At 52.3% G+C, this 15,268-nt stretch carries 22 protein-coding genes; 6 read left to right on the forward strand and 16 right to left on the reverse strand.

What is annotated here, in order from left to right; all coding sequences use genetic code 11:
- Positions 1–379 precede the first annotated feature (379 nt).
- Positions 380–934, forward strand: coding sequence for a gamma carbonic anhydrase family protein (locus tag ACWWFX_RS23625; RefSeq protein WP_473224911.1), 555 nt, complete (start codon positions 380–382; stop codon positions 932–934).
- Here ACWWFX_RS23625 and ACWWFX_RS23630 read toward each other — a convergent pair.
- From ACWWFX_RS23630 to dprA, 6 genes are read right to left on the reverse strand one after another with little or no spacing between them, the layout of a single operon-like run.
- The gene (locus ACWWFX_RS23630) at positions 910–1,167 is read right to left on the reverse strand and encodes a DUF1488 family protein (protein WP_473224912.1); all 258 of its coding nucleotides are present in this window, start codon (positions 1,165–1,167) and stop codon (positions 910–912) included. The genes ACWWFX_RS23625 and ACWWFX_RS23630 overlap by 25 nt on opposite strands.
- Positions 1,164–1,982: a shikimate dehydrogenase gene (aroE, locus tag ACWWFX_RS23635; protein WP_473224913.1), complete on the reverse strand. Its 819-nt coding sequence runs from the start codon at positions 1,980–1,982 to the stop codon at positions 1,164–1,166. Before aroE ends, ACWWFX_RS23630 begins: the two co-directional genes overlap by 4 nt.
- A 3-nt stretch (positions 1,983–1,985) precedes the next feature.
- Entirely contained in the window at positions 1,986–2,558 is a 573-nt protein-coding gene (gene tsaC / locus ACWWFX_RS23640) for an L-threonylcarbamoyladenylate synthase type 1 TsaC (RefSeq protein WP_473224914.1), read from the reverse strand.
- Positions 2,559–2,562: 4 nt separating this feature from the next.
- Complete coding sequence (locus ACWWFX_RS23645; protein ID WP_108477155.1) at positions 2,563–3,105, reverse strand: DNA topoisomerase family protein; 543 nt, start codon at positions 3,103–3,105, stop codon at positions 2,563–2,565.
- A 27-nt stretch (positions 3,106–3,132) separates the two neighbouring features.
- Positions 3,133–3,606 (reverse strand): DUF494 family protein Smg, encoded by a 474-nt coding sequence (gene smg / locus ACWWFX_RS23650; protein WP_015962757.1) that lies wholly within the window; start codon positions 3,604–3,606, stop codon positions 3,133–3,135.
- On the reverse strand, positions 3,578–4,702 hold the full coding sequence (gene dprA / locus ACWWFX_RS23655; protein ID WP_473224915.1) for a DNA-protecting protein DprA: 1,125 nt from the start codon (positions 4,700–4,702) through the stop codon (positions 3,578–3,580). The genes smg and dprA overlap by 29 nt, the downstream gene beginning before the upstream one ends.
- A gap of 129 nt (positions 4,703–4,831) precedes the next feature.
- Here dprA and def point away from each other — a divergent pair, with 129 nt between their 5' ends.
- The 5 genes from def to mscL all read left to right on the forward strand — a co-directional run bounded on the left by def (position 4,832) and on the right by mscL (position 9,600).
- The gene (def, locus tag ACWWFX_RS23660) at positions 4,832–5,341 is read left to right on the forward strand and encodes a peptide deformylase (RefSeq protein ID WP_473224916.1); all 510 of its coding nucleotides are present in this window, start codon (positions 4,832–4,834) and stop codon (positions 5,339–5,341) included.
- A gap of 14 nt (positions 5,342–5,355) precedes the next feature.
- A complete protein-coding gene (gene fmt / locus ACWWFX_RS23665; RefSeq protein ID WP_473224917.1) occupies positions 5,356–6,303 on the forward strand; it encodes a methionyl-tRNA formyltransferase in 948 nt (315 codons plus the stop codon).
- A gap of 54 nt (positions 6,304–6,357) precedes the next feature.
- Positions 6,358–7,647 (forward strand): 16S rRNA (cytosine(967)-C(5))-methyltransferase RsmB, encoded by a 1,290-nt coding sequence (rsmB, locus tag ACWWFX_RS23670; RefSeq protein ID WP_473224918.1) that lies wholly within the window; start codon positions 6,358–6,360, stop codon positions 7,645–7,647.
- Positions 7,648–7,668: 21 nt separating this feature from the next.
- The gene (trkA, locus tag ACWWFX_RS23675) at positions 7,669–9,045 is read left to right on the forward strand and encodes a Trk system potassium transporter TrkA (RefSeq protein ID WP_015962752.1); all 1,377 of its coding nucleotides are present in this window, start codon (positions 7,669–7,671) and stop codon (positions 9,043–9,045) included.
- Between the two features lie 144 nt (positions 9,046–9,189).
- Positions 9,190–9,600 carry a large-conductance mechanosensitive channel protein MscL gene (gene mscL, locus ACWWFX_RS23680; protein WP_456146966.1) on the forward strand — a complete coding sequence of 137 codons (411 nt, stop codon included), beginning with the start codon at positions 9,190–9,192 and terminating at the stop codon, positions 9,598–9,600.
- Here mscL and ACWWFX_RS23685 read toward each other — a convergent pair whose 3' ends face one another.
- The 10 genes from ACWWFX_RS23685 to secY all read right to left on the reverse strand — a co-directional run bounded on the left by ACWWFX_RS23685 (position 9,601) and on the right by secY (position 15,262).
- Complete coding sequence (locus tag ACWWFX_RS23685) at positions 9,601–9,816, reverse strand: alternative ribosome-rescue factor A (RefSeq protein ID WP_015962750.1); 216 nt, start codon at positions 9,814–9,816, stop codon at positions 9,601–9,603.
- 57 nt (positions 9,817–9,873) lie between these two features.
- Entirely contained in the window at positions 9,874–10,299 is a 426-nt protein-coding gene (gene zntR, locus ACWWFX_RS23690; RefSeq protein WP_473224919.1) for a Zn(2+)-responsive transcriptional regulator, read from the reverse strand.
- Positions 10,300–10,305: 6 nt separating this feature from the next.
- Positions 10,306–10,674, reverse strand: a complete 369-nt coding sequence (locus ACWWFX_RS23695; protein ID WP_015962748.1) for a DnaJ family domain-containing protein — start codon at positions 10,672–10,674, stop codon at positions 10,306–10,308.
- Between the two features lie 106 nt (positions 10,675–10,780).
- Positions 10,781–11,164, reverse strand: a complete 384-nt coding sequence (gene rplQ / locus ACWWFX_RS23700) for a 50S ribosomal protein L17 (protein WP_001216368.1) — start codon at positions 11,162–11,164, stop codon at positions 10,781–10,783.
- A 40-nt stretch (positions 11,165–11,204) separates the two neighbouring features.
- Positions 11,205–12,194: a DNA-directed RNA polymerase subunit alpha gene (locus ACWWFX_RS23705; protein ID WP_015962747.1), complete on the reverse strand. Its 990-nt coding sequence runs from the start codon at positions 12,192–12,194 to the stop codon at positions 11,205–11,207.
- A 25-nt stretch (positions 12,195–12,219) separates the two neighbouring features.
- Complete coding sequence (gene rpsD / locus ACWWFX_RS23710; RefSeq protein ID WP_002919224.1) at positions 12,220–12,840, reverse strand: 30S ribosomal protein S4; 621 nt, start codon at positions 12,838–12,840, stop codon at positions 12,220–12,222.
- Between the two features lie 33 nt (positions 12,841–12,873).
- Positions 12,874–13,263, reverse strand: coding sequence for a 30S ribosomal protein S11 (gene rpsK / locus ACWWFX_RS23715; RefSeq protein WP_002919257.1), 390 nt, complete (start codon positions 13,261–13,263; stop codon positions 12,874–12,876).
- Between the two features lie 16 nt (positions 13,264–13,279).
- The gene (gene rpsM / locus ACWWFX_RS23720) at positions 13,280–13,636 is read right to left on the reverse strand and encodes a 30S ribosomal protein S13 (protein ID WP_149464956.1); all 357 of its coding nucleotides are present in this window, start codon (positions 13,634–13,636) and stop codon (positions 13,280–13,282) included.
- Between the two features lie 146 nt (positions 13,637–13,782).
- Positions 13,783–13,899 carry a 50S ribosomal protein L36 gene (gene rpmJ, locus ACWWFX_RS23725; RefSeq protein ID WP_000868187.1) on the reverse strand — a complete coding sequence of 39 codons (117 nt, stop codon included), beginning with the start codon at positions 13,897–13,899 and terminating at the stop codon, positions 13,783–13,785.
- Between the two features lie 31 nt (positions 13,900–13,930).
- On the reverse strand, positions 13,931–15,262 hold the full coding sequence (gene secY / locus ACWWFX_RS23730) for a preprotein translocase subunit SecY (protein ID WP_015962746.1): 1,332 nt from the start codon (positions 15,260–15,262) through the stop codon (positions 13,931–13,933).
- Positions 15,263–15,268 lie beyond the last annotated feature (6 nt).

The raw sequence follows: 15,268 nt of genomic DNA on the forward strand, positions 1-15,268 counted from the left end.
CCGTATCATTGAGTGCCCACACAGATTGTCTGATAAATTGTTAAAGAGCAGTTGCAACGCGGCTTTACGCTCACCGTTGCGAGGTCCCGTATAATACGTTTTCCTCTTTCAGAGTCAACCCCATTTTCAAGGATTTTTCTCTTCAACCGAACCGGCTGTTTGTGTGAAGTGATTCACATCCGCCGTGTCGATGGAGGCGCATTATAGGGAGTTTGCTTCTTAGCACAAGGCCTTTTTAGATCTTTTTTTCTGACTGCTGTTTTTTCAAACTCTTTGCCTTCTAACTGCGCAATTTGCTTAAATTTTGAGGTGAGAAACCGCGAAATCGGGGCAATAATGATCGTCTGTTCCCTAAAACGATCGTTTTAAAGAGGTAATCATGGCCGCAAACTTGCGCCACTATAAAGATCTTTTCCCAACCATTGGCGCTCGCGTGCTGATTGATCCCACAAGCGTAGTGATTGGCGACGTTCGTATTGGCGATGATGTCAGTATCTGGCCGCTGGTCGCCATTCGTGGCGATGTTAATTATGTCCAGATTGGCGCGCGCAGCAATATCCAGGACGGTAGCGTTCTCCACGTGACCCATAAATCGACTCATAACCCGGACGGTAATCCGCTCATCATTGGCGACGACGTCACGGTTGGGCATAAAGTGATGCTACACGGCTGCACCGTGGGCAATCGGGTTCTGGTCGGGATGGGGTCTATCTTGCTGGATGGCGTGGTGGTTGAGGATGACGTCATGATTGGCGCGGGTAGTCTGGTGCCGCAGCATAAGCGCCTGGAAAGTGGCTATCTTTATCTGGGCAGCCCGGTTAAACAGATCCGCCCATTAAAAGCGTCTGAACTGGAAGGGTTGAAATACTCGGCCAACAACTACGTGAAATGGAAAGATGATTATCTGAATCAGGATAACCAGACCCAACCCTGATTATCTTCCTGCTGGTCGCGGATAAGATCGCTGGCTTCCTCTTCCAGGTCCCAGCGATTTTCCTGAAACAGCGCTACCCATGCCTGAGGCGTTTCGCCGCCAAAACGGGCGATCATCGTTTCGCGGCGGATGGCACACATTAATTGCATGCCCTGCACCAGCGCCGGAAAACAGACTGCACACTGGTTGTCATCCCAGTGCTCGCGGTCAGGAAACTGAATGGCCTGATTCATTCGCGCAACGCCTGCTTCATCTGTTCAATCACCGGTTCGATTTCCGGCAGCACGCCATGCCAGAGCAATACCGCATGCGCCGCCTGCCCCACCAGCATACCTAATCCATCGGCACACTGTTTTGCCCCATGCTGACGACACCAGGCGAGGAACGGTGTATCCCCTTTCTGATAAAACATGTCGTAGCAATAAAGAGAAGGATGAATCAGCGATGCCGGGATCGCAGGGATCTCGCCATTAATGCCGCTTGATGTTGCATTGATAATTAAATCAAACTCATGCCCTTCCAGCGCATTCAGCCCCAATGCCTGAACGCTGCCCGTATGCGCAAAAAGCTGCGCCAGTTCTTGCGCACGGGATGCGGTACGGTTGGCAATGGTGACGGCGCAATCCATCGAGAGCAGCGGCAGCAGGACACCGCGCGTCGCGCCGCCCGCCCCCAGCAGCAGAATTCGTAGCCCCGGTCGGATAAAGGAGAGGCGCTCAAGGTCGCTCAGCAAACCGATGCCATCAGTGTTATCCCCCAACAAACGCCCGTCTTCCAGTCGCTTGAGCGTATTTACCGCCCCTGCCAGCGCAGCGCGCTCGGTCAGCTCATCTGCCCGGGCGAACGCTTCTTCTTTAAAAGGTACGGTGACGTTCGCCCCCTTCCCCCCTTGTGCAAAGAAGGCGTTGAGCGTGTTAACAAAATCATCAAGCGGCGCCAGCACGCGCCCATAAGGATGAGTAATGTTCAGCTGCTGCGCAAACTGTTGATGAATAAAAGGCGATTTGCTGTGCGCAATCGGGTTACCAAAGACAGCATAGGTTTCCATGAGTTACCCCTGGCGGAAAAGTTCGCCCGTCAGGGCATCACGGATTTCAGATGGATTGAGTCGACCACCGGTCAGCGCATCCACCACCGGGAACGCATCGCCAAACTGCTGGCGAACTTCTTCTGTTGTGCGGCACGGCGGCTGGCCGGTAAGGTTCGCACTGGTCGAGACCAACGGTTTACCGTACGCATTGCAAAGTTCGATGACCACCGGATGATCGGTGACGCGCACCGCGAGGGAGTCAAAGCGCCCCGTCAGCCAGTCGGGGGTTGTGGCTTTAGCCGGGAACACAAACGTGACCGGTCCAGGCCAGCAGGCAAATACGGCATCACGCTGTGCGGCAGTTAACGCGGCATCATCAATATACGGTTTCAGTTGTTCGAAGCTTGCCGCAATCAGAATCAGCCCTTTTTCAACCGGGCGTTGTTTGAGTTCCAGCAGACGATGAACGGCGATTTCACTGTCAGGGTCGCAACCGACGCCAAACACAGCTTCGGTTGGGTAAGCGATGACTTCTTTATTCTTCAGAGCGACAACCGCACGCTGTACGGTTTCTGATGGCAGGTTATTATTCACTGATTTATTCCGCCGGGATCGGCTTTCCACATTGTTTACTGGCACAGTAGCGTTTCAGGCCATGCGCCGTTTTCTTTTCGATGAGTAGCGGGTAATGACACTCTGGACACTCGCCCGCAACAGGGGTGAAGTTAAGCACAAACTGACACTCCGGATAGCGATCGCAGGAGTGAAACGTTTTGCCATAGCGTGAACGCCGCTGAACCAGATGCCCTTGCTGGCACTGTGGGCAGGCGATAGCCGTTTCATCAGGTTTGTCGATAAGTTCGGTATGCTCGCAGGCCGGATACTGGCTGCAACCAATAAACATCCCAAAACGCCCCTGACGGAGCGCCAGCTCGGCGCCACATTCCGGGCACAACTGCCCCTCCAGAATTTTGACGATATGTCCATCCGCCTGACTCTTCAGGGGACGGACATAGTCACACTCTGGATAATGGGAACAACCAAGAAACGGCCCATGCTTGCCGGACCGTATTACCAGTTCAGCCCCGCACTGCGGGCAGGGCTCATTTTTACGCACTGTAAAGAGTGCTGATTTGGCCATAACAACTCTTACTGCTGCATCATCGAATTAGTGCAGCATACCTTCATTCACGTCGAAGAGTAATTCTTCCATTTGTTGATACGCGTTTTCACACCCCGGAAGATTGAACAGAACCATCAGAATCACCCATTTGAGATCTTCCAGTTCGAACTCTGCGGTATCCAGAGCCATCACGCGTTCAATCACCATTTCTCGCGTTTCGAGGTTTAGCACCTGAATCTGTTCCAGGAATAACAAGAATCCCCGACAACTGGCATCCAGTCTCTGGCTCTCTTCCGCCGTAAAGATGCGAACAGAAAGCGGATCGGAAGCCAACTGCATCGGTTCGACAAGCCCTTCCTGATAATCAGCGAGCTTCTCCAGCCACATCAACGCGTTGAAAATGTCCTCACGTTCAAAACCTGCCTCGGTGAGATCCCGTGTCAGTTTATCCTGATCCACGCGCATTTCAGCTTCGTTATGGATGTAAGTTTCAAACAAGTACAGTAGTACGTCGAACATGGCATGCCCTCCTTAATCGGACATAGCCGCCGGGTACAGCTGCGATCCATCCTGCTAACTCCAGTTCGAGTAGCTGAGCCACGGTCACTGGCACAGGTTGGCCGGCACGTTCAGCGACGACGTCAACAGGTGTTACCTCATCTCCTACGTTAGCCAGGAGCTCAGGAAATGGCAATGCTACAGAATCCTGATCTGGTGAATATTTTGACGTATCCTGCGCATTTGCGGACTGAAAAAGCGCAATTTGCCGTGTTTCAAGAATATCTTCAGGCGTTGTGACTAATATCGCGCCCTGTTGAATCAACCAGTGCGGCCCCTCACTGCCCGGGTTACCCAGAGGCCCAGGAATCGCATACACTTCCCGCCCCTGATCCGCTGCACAACGCGCCGTCACCAGCGAACCACTTTTCAACGCCGCTTCAACCACCAGCACACCACGGCTGAGGCCGCTGATAATGCGATTACGCCGAGGAAAATTATGCGGCAACGGCGTCATCGCGAGGGGAAACTCCGAGACCAGCGAGCCGCCAGACGCCACAATGTCATCCGCCAGCTGGCGATGCCGATGTGGATAGATGTGACTCAGGCCATTACCCAATACGGCGATGGTTTTACCCGCCATACGTAATGCGCTGCGGTGAGCAACCGCATCAATCCCCAGCGCAAGTCCGCTGGTGATGGTCACGCCCTGCTGCGCAAAGGCTTCGCAAAACACGCGCCCCCAGCGTTCGCCGTACCATGAGAAGCTCCGGCTACCGACCACCGCCAGTTGATCAGAACTCAGCAGCGACAGGTTTCCGCGAACGAAAAGCGCGGCCGGGTAATCACTGATGGCCCGCAGCGCTGTGGGGTAGAGAGGCGAACTGGCCAGCAGCAGGTGATTATCAGGCTGCGAGAGCCAGTGCTCGCTTTCGCTAACCTCTTGCGCTGTCATCGAAAAAAAACGCGCCGCCTGCTTCGCGGTTAACCCAACGTCGCGCAGGTTTTTCAACGTCACTGTCGCTTCACAAATCAGGGTATCGGCGATGTTTTGCATCCTGTCGCCGTATAGATCGTTTACCTTTATCAGGCGAAGCCATATCTCTGTAGGTGACATCCTTTTCCCCTTGCCACAAGCGGCATCAGCAATCTTTGCGATTGGTCACTGATGCTGTCAATTAGAGGGGGTTTTGTCTAGAATAGAGATAATATTCTTTCCAACTCCTGAACAGAACTCTGGAGATTTATGGCAGTTTTGCAAGTGTTACATATTCCGGACGAGCGTCTTCGCAAAGTCGCTAAACCGGTTGAAGAAGTGAATGCAGAAATTCAGCGTATCGTCGATGATATGTTCGAAACTATGTACGCTGAAGAAGGTATTGGCCTGGCGGCAACACAGGTGGACATTCATCAGCGCATTATCGTGATTGATGTTTCTGAGAATTGCGATGAGCAACTGGTGCTGATCAACCCGGAGCTGCTGGAGAAACACGGCGACACCGGTATTGAAGAAGGTTGTCTGTCGATTCCGGAACAGCGTGCGCTGGTGCCGCGTGCCGAGCAGGTGAAAATCCGCGCGCTCGACCGTAACGGTAAAGCGTTCGAGCTGGAAGCAGACGGCCTGCTGGCTATCTGTATCCAACACGAAATGGACCATTTAGTCGGTAAATTGTTTATCGATTATCTGTCCCCGCTGAAACAACAGCGTATTCGTCAGAAAGTCGAGAAACTGGATCGCCTGAACGCGCGTGCCTAAGGATAAGGATCAACGTGTCTGATTCACTACGTATCATCTTTGCGGGTACCCCCGATTTTGCAGCGCGTCATCTTGACGCGCTGTTGTCGTCTGAACACCAGGTAGTGGGCGTATTTACTCAGCCCGATCGCCCGGCGGGACGCGGCAAAAAACTGATGCCGAGCCCGGTAAAAGTGCTGGCCGAAGAGAAAGGCGTGCCGGTATTCCAGCCGGGTTCGCTGCGTCCTCAAGAAAATCAACAGCTGGTTGCCGATTTACAGGCCGACATCATGGTCGTGGTGGCTTATGGGTTAATCCTGCCAAAAGCCGTGCTGGATATGCCGCGACTGGGCTGCATTAACGTGCACGGTTCCCTGCTGCCGCGCTGGCGTGGCGCTGCGCCTATTCAGCGTTCGCTGTGGGCAGGCGATGCCCAAACCGGCGTGACCATCATGCAGATGGACGTTGGCCTTGATACGGGCGATATGCTGCATAAGCTCTCCTGCCCAATCACTGCCGACGATACCAGCGGCAGCCTGTACGATAAGCTGGCCGACCTGGGCCCACAAGGGCTGCTGCATACGCTGGCTCAACTCGCCGCTGGCACCGCTAAACCTGAAGTTCAGGATGAAGCGCTGGTCACTTATGCTGAGAAACTCAGTAAAGAAGAAGCGCGCGTTGACTGGTCGCTCAGCGCGGCACAACTTGAGCGCTGCATCCGCGCCTTTAATCCGTGGCCGATGAGCTACATCGTGATTGATGAACAGCCTGTGAAAATCTGGCAGGCGTCAGTCATCAATACCCCAACGAGCGCGGCACCAGGCACCATTCTGGAAGCCAATCGCCAGGGTATTCAGGTGGCAACCGGCGAGGGCATTCTTAACCTGCTCTCTCTGCAGCCGGCGGGTAAAAAAGCCATGGGCGTGCAGGATCTCCTGAATTCGCGCCGGGAGTGGTTTATTCCCGGAAACCGTCTTGCCTGACGGTCACTCTCTTTTTTAAGCCCGGTGTCGCCGGGCATTTTTATTTTTGCGGTTATGAAAAAAAACATCAATTTACGCAGTCTGGCGGCGCAAACCGTCGAGCAAGTTGTCGAGCAGGGGCAATCGTTAAGTAACGTCCTGCCCGCCATGCAGCAAAAAGTGTCCGATAAAGACAAAGCCTTGCTCCAGGAGCTGTGCTTTGGCGTGTTGCGCACGCTTTCTCAGCTGGAATGGTTCATTCACAAGCTGATGTCGCGCCCGATGACGGGTAAGCAGCGTACCCTCCACTACCTGATTATGGTCGGTCTCTACCAACTGTTGTATACGCGCATTCCACCTCACGCTGCGCTGGCGGAAACGGTAGAAGGTGCAGTGGCCATTAAGCGTCCGCAGTTGAAGGGGTTGATCAATGGCGTACTGCGTCAGTTTCAGCGTCAACAGGATGAGCTACAGGCCGAATTTGCGCAGACAGAGGTACGCTACCTGCACCCTTCCTGGCTGGTAAAACGCATCAAAAAAGCCTACCCGCAACAGTGGGAAGCCATTCTTGAGGCCAACAACCAGCGCCCGCCGATGTGGCTACGCGTGAACCGTAATCATCACCCACGCGACGCATGGCTGACGCTGCTGGCAGAAGCTGGATTAACCGGCTTCCCGCACGCGGACTACCCGGATGCCGTACGCCTCGAAACACCGGCGCCGGTGCATGCGCTACCGGGCTTTGATGAAGGTTGGGTAACCGTTCAGGATGCCTCCGCCCAGGGTTGCATGACGTATCTACAACCCGAAAATGGCGAGCAGATCCTCGACCTCTGCGCCGCGCCCGGCGGCAAAACGACCCACATTCTGGAAGTGGCGCCTGAGGCCAATGTTATGGCCGTCGATGTGGATGAAAAACGCCTGTCGCGCGTCTATGACAACCTGAAGCGCCTGGGCATGAAAGCGACGGTGAAACAGGGTGATGGCCGCTTCCCTGAGCAATGGTGTGGTGAACAGCAATTTGATCGCATTCTTCTTGATGCGCCATGTTCGGCAACGGGTGTTGTACGCCGTCATCCGGATATTAAGTGGCTACGCCGCGATCGCGATATTCCGGAACTGGCCCAGTTACAGGCTGAGATCCTCACTGCGACCTGGGCGCACCTCAAACCTGGCGGCACGCTGGTCTACACGACCTGCTCCATTCTACCGGAAGAGAACAGCGAGCAAATTGCAGCCTTCCTGCAACGCACACCGGATGCCGTGTTGAGTGAAACCGGCACGCCAGAACAGCCCGGCAAACAGAATTTACCTGGCGCAGAAGAAGGCGATGGCTTCTTTTACGCTAAGCTAATCAAAAAATGATGAGATAACGGGTCGCGACTGATGAAAATTATCATTCTGGGCGCAGGGCAAGTAGGCGGTACGCTGGCTGAAAACCTGGTCGGAGAGAATAACGACATCACTATTGTGGATACCAATAGCGAACGTCTGCGTGGTTTGCAGGACAAATTTGACCTGCGCGTCGTCCAGGGACATGGTTCTCATCCACGTGTGCTGCGTGAGGCCGGTGCCGACGACGCCGATATGCTGGTTGCCGTAACCAGCTCGGACGAAACCAATATGGTGGCCTGCCAGGTCGCCTATTCCCTCTTTAACACACCAAACCGTATCGCCCGCATTCGCTCACCCGACTACGTTCGTGACGCGGAGAAACTGTTCAATACTGACGCGGTGCCTATCGATCACCTGATTGCGCCTGAGCAACTGGTTATTGATAGCATCTATCGCCTGATCGAATACCCAGGCGCGCTGCAGGTGGTGAACTTCGCTGAAGGGAAAGTGAGCCTCGCCGTGGTGAAAGCCTATTACGGCGGGCCGCTGGTGGGTAATGCGCTCTCTACCATGCGCGACCATATGCCACATATCGATACGCGTGTTGCGGCCATTTTCCGCCACGACACGCCGATCCGCCCACAGGGTTCAACCATTGTGGAGGCTGGGGATGAAGTGTTCTTTATCGCGGCATCCCAGCATATTCGCGCCGTCATGAGCGAATTACAGCGTCTGGAAAAACCGTACAAACGCATCATGCTGGTCGGTGGCGGTAACATCGGCGCGGGTCTGGCGCGTCGGCTGGAAAAAGACTATAGCGTGAAGTTGATCGAGCGCGATCAACAGCGGGCTGCTGAACTGGCAGAGAAGCTGCAAAATACGATCGTCTTCTTTGGCGATGCATCGGATCAAGAGTTGCTGGCAGAAGAACATATCGATCAGGTTGATCTGTTCATTGCCGTCACCAACGACGATGAAGCGAACATTATGTCCGCGATGCTGGCCAAGCGGATGGGCGCGAAAAAAGTGATGGTGTTGATCCAACGCCGCGCTTACGTAGACCTTGTGCAGGGGAGCGTGATTGATATCGCGATTTCGCCGCAGCAGGCCACTATTTCCGCCCTGCTGAGCCACGTGCGTAAAGCCGATATTGTCGGCGTTTCTTCCCTGCGTCGCGGGGTCGCTGAAGCGATCGAAGCCGTTGCGCATGGTGATGAAAGCACATCGCGCGTTGTCGGCCGAGTTATTGATGAGATAAAACTCCCACCGGGTACCATCATCGGCGCGATCGTGCGCGGTAATGATGTCATGATCGCCAATGATAATTTACGCATTGAGCAAGGGGACCATGTAATTATGTTCCTGACGGACAAAAAATTTATTACCGATGTCGAACGATTGTTCCAGCCAAGTCCCTTCTTCCTTTAATTACAAAAGGCGTTCTACGGAACGCTTTTTTATTAACCCTTTATTATTTAAGGCTAAATCTGTACGGCTGAATTATTGTTAATAATGGAAATTACATAAACATTTGTTAAACTTATAAACGTCAGCTGGCACAAGGAGAATAACATGAGCATTATTAAAGAGTTTCGCGAATTCGCGATGCGTGGAAACGTTGTTGATTTGGCGGTGGGTGTCATTATTGGTGCGGCGTTCGGTAAGATTGTATCGTCATTAGTTGCCGATATTATTATGCCACCGTTGGGCTTATTAATTGGCGGGATCGACTTTAAACAATTTGCGCTGACGTTACGCGACGCGCAGGGAGATGTTCCGGCTGTAGTGATGCACTACGGCGTGTTCATTCAAAATGTCTTTGATTTTGTGATCGTCGCTTTCGCTATCTTTATGGCGATCAAACTGATCAACAAACTGAATCGTAAGAAAGAAGAACCGGCTGCGGATCCAACTCCGTCGAAAGAAGAAGTACTGCTTTCTGAAATCCGCGACCTGCTGAAAGAACAGAATAACCGTTCTTAATCACGCCGCTAAAAGCAGAAGGCCAGTGGTAAAGAAGCGATTCGCTTGTTTGCCACTGGCCTCCCAGTTACCCCGTTTTGCATGTTTGGTTTTGCGCAGATAACTTCCTTTCCCTTTTTTATTCTTCTCAACGCGCTGTCTGAACAGCGGGTCATGCAGCAGTGCCTCAATGGCGTTATCATTAATTTGCCCTTTGGTGTGTTGATAGCGGCTCATCATTTTCTCCTGATGGGTAATTATACGGCGCGAGTGTAGATCCGAACGGTGATAAATTCAACAGCCTTTAATATTGTTGTCAGCCCCCTGCTCCAGCGTCTCAAGGATAGAGCAATAAACGCTGCTATGTGCGGTTCCGCAGCAGGCATCATTCAGTTTCTTAAGCGATCGTTGCATTGATTGTAGCTCTTCAATGCGTGACTCAACTTCGCTGAGGCGCGCCTGGACAATACTCTTGGACTCCTGGCAGGTGTGATGTTCAGGGTCAACACGAATAGAAAGCAGTTCGCGGATCGCCTCAAGGGTAAAACCCAGTTGGCGGGCATAGCGAATAAACTTCAGGCGCTGAAGATCGTTTCCGGTATACAGGCGAAATCCGCCTTCGGTACGAACTTCATGATCCATCATCTGCTGCTTTTCATAGTAGCGGATGGTATCGGGGGTCACGCCTGCAAGCTTTGCCAGTTCACCAATGCGATACATGGATGGTTACTCCTCATTAAACCGATTCATCAATTTTTCAGCGTACTCTCCACGCAGAAAATCGGTACTTATGCCAGCCTGGCGCAATTTCAGTTCCATCAACGCGAGTCGACGACTTAATTCGTGATAGCGTTCGTCTTCTTTGTGAATGCCTTTCAGCAGATCAGCCAACGCCATTGCTTCTTTACGCTGCTCAAGCTCTGGTGGCAAACAGCCCGCGTTCTTCAACAAGCGATAACCTGAGCGTAGCTCTTCAGGGACAGCCGAATCGTCGTCCAGCGTCAAAGGCTCGCCCTGCCCGGGTAAATTATCGAACTCACCGTTACGCTGGGCATCAGCGATGTGACGCTCTGCCCACAGGTCGACTAACCACATGACAGCACTCCGAAATGAGCAGAAGGAATACAACTATTGTAGAGAGATGGGGGAAGGGGAGATATAAAAAAACCCGCCGAGGCGGGTTTTTTTACGTTACTACAGATTACTCTGCAGCAGCTTCTGCTTTCTCTGAACGATCAACCAGCTCGATGTAAGCCATCGGCGCGTTGTCGCCTGCACGGAAGCCACACTTCAGAATACGAGTGTAACCACCGGCACGGCTCGCGAAACGCGGGCCCAGTTCGTTAAACAGTTTTGCCACGATCTCGTTATCACGAGTACGGGCGAATGCCAGACGACGATTAGCAACGCTATCAGTCTTGGCAAGAGTAATCAGCGGCTCAACTACGCGACGCAGTTCTTTCGCTTTAGGCAGGGTCGTCTTGATGATTTCATGACGAACCAGTGAACCTGCCATGTTGCGGAACATAGCCTGGCGATGGCTGCTGTTGCGGTTCAGTTGACGACCACTCTTACGATGGCGCATGACCTTATCCTTCTCAGTAAAACCTTAACCTGTGATCCGGTTACTCGTCAGCAATGCTTGCCGGTGGCCAGTTTTCCAGGCGCATGCCCAGAGACAGTCCACGGGAGGCCAGCACGTCTTTAATCTCGGTAAGAGATTTTTTACCCAGGTTAGGCGTCTTAAGAAGCTCAACCTCGGTACGCTGTACCAGATCACCGATATAGTGGATAGCTTCTGCCTTAAGGCAGTTAGCAGAGCGGACAGTCAATTCCAGATCGTCAACAGGGCGCAGCAGGATCGGATCGAATTCTGGTTTCTCTTCTTTAACTTCTGGCTGACGTACATCACGTAAGTCAACAAAAGCTTCCAGTTGTTCAGCCAGGATGGTTGCCGCACGACGAATCGCCTCTTCAGGATCGATGGTGCCGTTGGTTTCCATTTCGATGACCAGCTTGTCCAGGTCGGTACGCTGTTCTACACGCGCTGCTTCAACATTGTAGGCAATACGCTCTACAGGGCTGTAGCAGGCGTCGACCAACAGACGGCCGATCGGGCGCTCATCTTCTTCCGAATGAATTCGGGAAGAAGCCGGCACATAACCGCGACCGCGCTGAACTTTGATACGCATGCTGATAGCTGCGTTTTCATCGGTCAGGTGGCAGATCACGTGCTGCGGCTTGACGATTTCGACATCACCGTCGTGGGTGATATCGGCTGCGGTCACAGGGCCAATGCCAGATTTATTCAAGGTAAGAATAACTTCATCTTTACCCTGAACTCTCACCGCCAGCCCTTTCAGGTTGAGCAGGATTTCCAGGATATCTTCCTGAACGCCTTCTTTGGTGCTGTACTCATGAAGTACACCATCAATCTCAACCTCGGTCACCGCGCAACCCGGCATCGATGAGAGCAGAATACGGCGCAGTGCGTTACCCAGAGTATGGCCAAAGCCACGCTCTAAAGGCTCAAGGGTCACCTTGGCGTGCGTCGAACTCACTTGCTCGATATCTACCAGGCGCGGTTTTAGAAACTCTGTCACAGAACCCTGCATTGTGTCCTCTCTTTGGTACTAAGCTTTACTTGGAGTAAAGCTCGACGATCAGGTGTTCGTTAATGTCCGCAGACAGATCAGAACGCTCAGGCTGACGCTTGAACGTGCCTTCCATCTTGCCAGCATCAACTTCCAGCCAGGTTGGCTTTTCACGCTGTTCAGCCAGCTCAAGAGCGGCTTTCACGCGAGATTGCTTTTTCGCTTTCTCACGGATGCTAACAACGTCATTCGCTTTAACCTGATAAGAAGCGATGTTAACAACACGACCGTTTACCATGATTGCTTTATGGCTAACCAGCTGGCGTGCTTCAGCACGAGTGGCGCCAAAGCCCATACGGTATACAACGTTGTCCAGACGACCTTCCAGCAGAGCCAACAGGTTTTCACCGGTGTTGCCTTTCAGACGTGCTGCTTCTTTGTAGTAGTTACGGAATTGACGCTCCAGCACACCGTACATACGGCGAACTTTTTGCTTCTCACGCAACTGCACACCATAGTCAGACAGACGCGGTTTACGCGCACCGTGCTGGCCAGGAGCTTGTTCAATTTTACACTTGGTATCGATCGCGCGAACGCCAGACTTAAGGAATAAGTCGGTGCCCTCACGACGGCTCAGCTTGAGCTTAGGACCCAAATATCTTGCCATTTTCTTTCTCCAACTAACCTGGAAAACGTAGCGTTATACGCGACGTTTTTTCGGCGGACGACAACCGTTATGAGGGATCGGAGTCACATCAGTAATATTAGTGATGCGGAAACCAGCGGCGTTCAGAGCACGAATAGTAGATTCGCGACCCGGACCCGGACCTTTGACCATAACTTCCAGATTCTTGATGCCGTATTCTTTTACGGCTTCTGCGCAACGCTCTGCTGCAACCTGAGCTGCGAACGGAGTGGATTTGCGAGAACCACGGAAACCGGAACCACCGGCTGTTGCCCAACCCAGCGCATTACCCTGACGATCGGTAATAGTCACGATGGTGTTGTTGAAAGAAGCATGGATATGAGCCACGCCGTCAGAGACTTGTTTTCTTACACGTTTACGTGCACGAATTGGTGCCTTTGCCATTATTCAATCACCCCGATTATTTCTTGATCGGTTTGCGCGGACCCTTACGGGTACGTGCGTTGGTCTTGGTACGCTGACCGCGAACCGGGAGACCACGACGATGACGCAAACCGCGATAGCAACCAAGATCCATCAGGCGCTTGATGCTCATGCTGATTTCACGGCGCAGATCACCTTCAACGACAAATTTGGCAACTTCGTCACGCAGCGTGTCGATTTGTTCTTCAGACAGCTCACTGATCTTAACATTTTCAGCGATGCCCGCCGCAGCTAAAATAGCCTTGGAACGGGTTTTGCCGACACCGAAGATCGAAGTTAATGCGATCACGGCGTGTTTTTGATCAGGAATGTTAATGCCTGCTATACGGGCCACTATGCACTCCTACTATTTAATATGTACGCACCATGCTGAAAAGCCCGTTTTCAGGATACTCAAATGGAAACGTACAGACATACAAAAGATTGGCTGGCTAATCTAGCCAGCTCAACCCAACTTTGCAAGAAAAATATGCGAATAAATCAGCCTTGGCGCTGTTTATGCTTCGGCTCGGCACTGCAAATCACACGGATGACACCATCACGCTTAACGATTTTGCAGTTACGGCATAATTTCTTGACGGAAGCACGAACTTTCATTTTTACTCTCCGTAACTTCTCGGGCGACCAATTATCGGCCGTAGCCTTTCAGGTTCGCCTTCTTCAATGCAGACTCGTACTGACTTGACATCATCAGAGTTTGCACTTGAGCCATAAAGTCCATAATCACGACAACAACGATAAGCAGTGAGGTCCCACCGAAGTAGAACGGTACTTTCATTGCATCACGCATGAACTCCGGGATCAGGCAGATAAAGGTAATATACAACGCACCAACCAGGGTCAGGCGGGTCATTACTTTATCGATATACTTCGCCGTTTGCTCTCCCGGACGAATTCCTGGTACAAATGCACCGGACTTCTTCAGGTTATCTGCTGTTTCACGCGGGTTGAAGACCAACGCCGTGTAGAAGAAACAGAAGAAGATGATCGCAGACGCATAGAGTAACACATAAAGCGGTTGCCCAGGCTGCAAATACAGCGAAATTGTTGTCAGCCAGTTCCAACCAGTCCCGCCCCCGAACCATGACGCGATGGTTGCCGGGAACAGAATAATACTGGAAGCGAAGATTGCCGGGATTACCCCTGCCATATTCACTTTCAGCGGTAAATGTGTGCTCTGTGCAGCATAGACACGACGACCTTGCTGACGTTTCGCGTAGTTTACCACAATGCGGCGTTGACCACGCTCAACAAATACAACAAAGAACGTCACTGCAAATACTAATACTGCAACCAACAGCAACAGGAGGAAGTGCAGGTCGCCTTGACGCGCTTGCTCGATAGTATGGGCAATGGCTGGCGGGAGTCCCGCAACGATACCAGCGAAGATAATGATTGAGATACCGTTACCGATACCGCGCTCAGTAATCTGTTCGCCGAGCCACATCAGGAACATGGTCCCTGTAACCAGACTTACAACAGCGGTGAAATAGAATGCAAAGCCTGGGTTAATAACCAGGCCCTGCATACCAGGCATATTCGGCAGACCGGTAGCAATACCGATCGACTGGAATATTGCCAGCACCAGAGTACCGTAGCGGGTGTACTGGCTGATCTTACGACGACCAGACTCCCCTTCTTTCTTAATTTCTGCCAGCGTTGGATGAACCACCGTCAGCAGCTGGATGATGATCGACGCCGAAATATACGGCATGATCCCCAGAGCAAAGATAGAAGCACGGCTGAGAGCACCACCAGAGAACATGTTAAACATCTCAATGATGGTGCCTCGCTGTTGCTCAAGCAGTTTGGCAAGTACAGCGGCATCAATACCAGGGATCGGAATGAAAGAGCCAATACGGAACACAATAAGCGCACCGATTACAAACAGCAGTCTGCGTTTCAGCTCGCCTAAGCCACCTTTGGCACTTTGAAAATCTAATCCCGGTTGTTTAGCCATCTGCTA

The organism is Pseudocitrobacter sp. 2023LY-00077 (assembly GCF_055796175.1).

Excerpts from the sequence above, each read along its gene's own strand:
- ACWWFX_RS23695 (WP_015962748.1), bottom strand. The coding sequence starts at position 10,674 with ATGTGGTTAGTCGACCTGTGGGCAGAGCGTCACATCGCTGATGCCCAG.
- rpmJ (WP_000868187.1), bottom strand. The coding sequence starts at position 13,899 with ATGAAAGTTCGTGCTTCCGTCAAGAAATTATGCCGTAACTGCAAAATC.
- smg (WP_015962757.1), bottom strand. The coding sequence starts at position 3,606 with ATGTTCGACGTACTACTGTACTTGTTTGAAACTTACATCCATAACGAA.
- trkA (WP_015962752.1), top strand. The coding sequence starts at position 7,669 with ATGAAAATTATCATTCTGGGCGCAGGGCAAGTAGGCGGTACGCTGGCT.
- aroE (WP_473224913.1), bottom strand. The coding sequence starts at position 1,982 with ATGGAAACCTATGCTGTCTTTGGTAACCCGATTGCGCACAGCAAATCG.
- mscL (WP_456146966.1), top strand. The coding sequence starts at position 9,190 with ATGAGCATTATTAAAGAGTTTCGCGAATTCGCGATGCGTGGAAACGTT.
- def (WP_473224916.1), top strand. The coding sequence starts at position 4,832 with ATGGCAGTTTTGCAAGTGTTACATATTCCGGACGAGCGTCTTCGCAAA.
- ACWWFX_RS23630 (WP_473224912.1), bottom strand. The coding sequence starts at position 1,167 with ATGAATCAGGCCATTCAGTTTCCTGACCGCGAGCACTGGGATGACAAC.
- rpsD (WP_002919224.1), bottom strand. The coding sequence starts at position 12,840 with ATGGCAAGATATTTGGGTCCTAAGCTCAAGCTGAGCCGTCGTGAGGGC.
- ACWWFX_RS23625 (WP_473224911.1), top strand. The coding sequence starts at position 380 with ATGGCCGCAAACTTGCGCCACTATAAAGATCTTTTCCCAACCATTGGC.
- secY (WP_015962746.1), bottom strand. The coding sequence starts at position 15,262 with ATGGCTAAACAACCGGGATTAGATTTTCAAAGTGCCAAAGGTGGCTTA.
- ACWWFX_RS23705 (WP_015962747.1), bottom strand. The coding sequence starts at position 12,194 with ATGCAGGGTTCTGTGACAGAGTTTCTAAAACCGCGCCTGGTAGATATC.
- dprA (WP_473224915.1), bottom strand. The coding sequence starts at position 4,702 with ATGTCACCTACAGAGATATGGCTTCGCCTGATAAAGGTAAACGATCTA.
- rsmB (WP_473224918.1), top strand. The coding sequence starts at position 6,358 with ATGAAAAAAAACATCAATTTACGCAGTCTGGCGGCGCAAACCGTCGAG.
- zntR (WP_473224919.1), bottom strand. The coding sequence starts at position 10,299 with ATGTATCGCATTGGTGAACTGGCAAAGCTTGCAGGCGTGACCCCCGAT.
- rpsK (WP_002919257.1), bottom strand. The coding sequence starts at position 13,263 with ATGGCAAAGGCACCAATTCGTGCACGTAAACGTGTAAGAAAACAAGTC.
- rplQ (WP_001216368.1), bottom strand. The coding sequence starts at position 11,164 with ATGCGCCATCGTAAGAGTGGTCGTCAACTGAACCGCAACAGCAGCCAT.
- ACWWFX_RS23645 (WP_108477155.1), bottom strand. The coding sequence starts at position 3,105 with ATGGCCAAATCAGCACTCTTTACAGTGCGTAAAAATGAGCCCTGCCCG.
- ACWWFX_RS23685 (WP_015962750.1), bottom strand. The coding sequence starts at position 9,816 with ATGAGCCGCTATCAACACACCAAAGGGCAAATTAATGATAACGCCATT.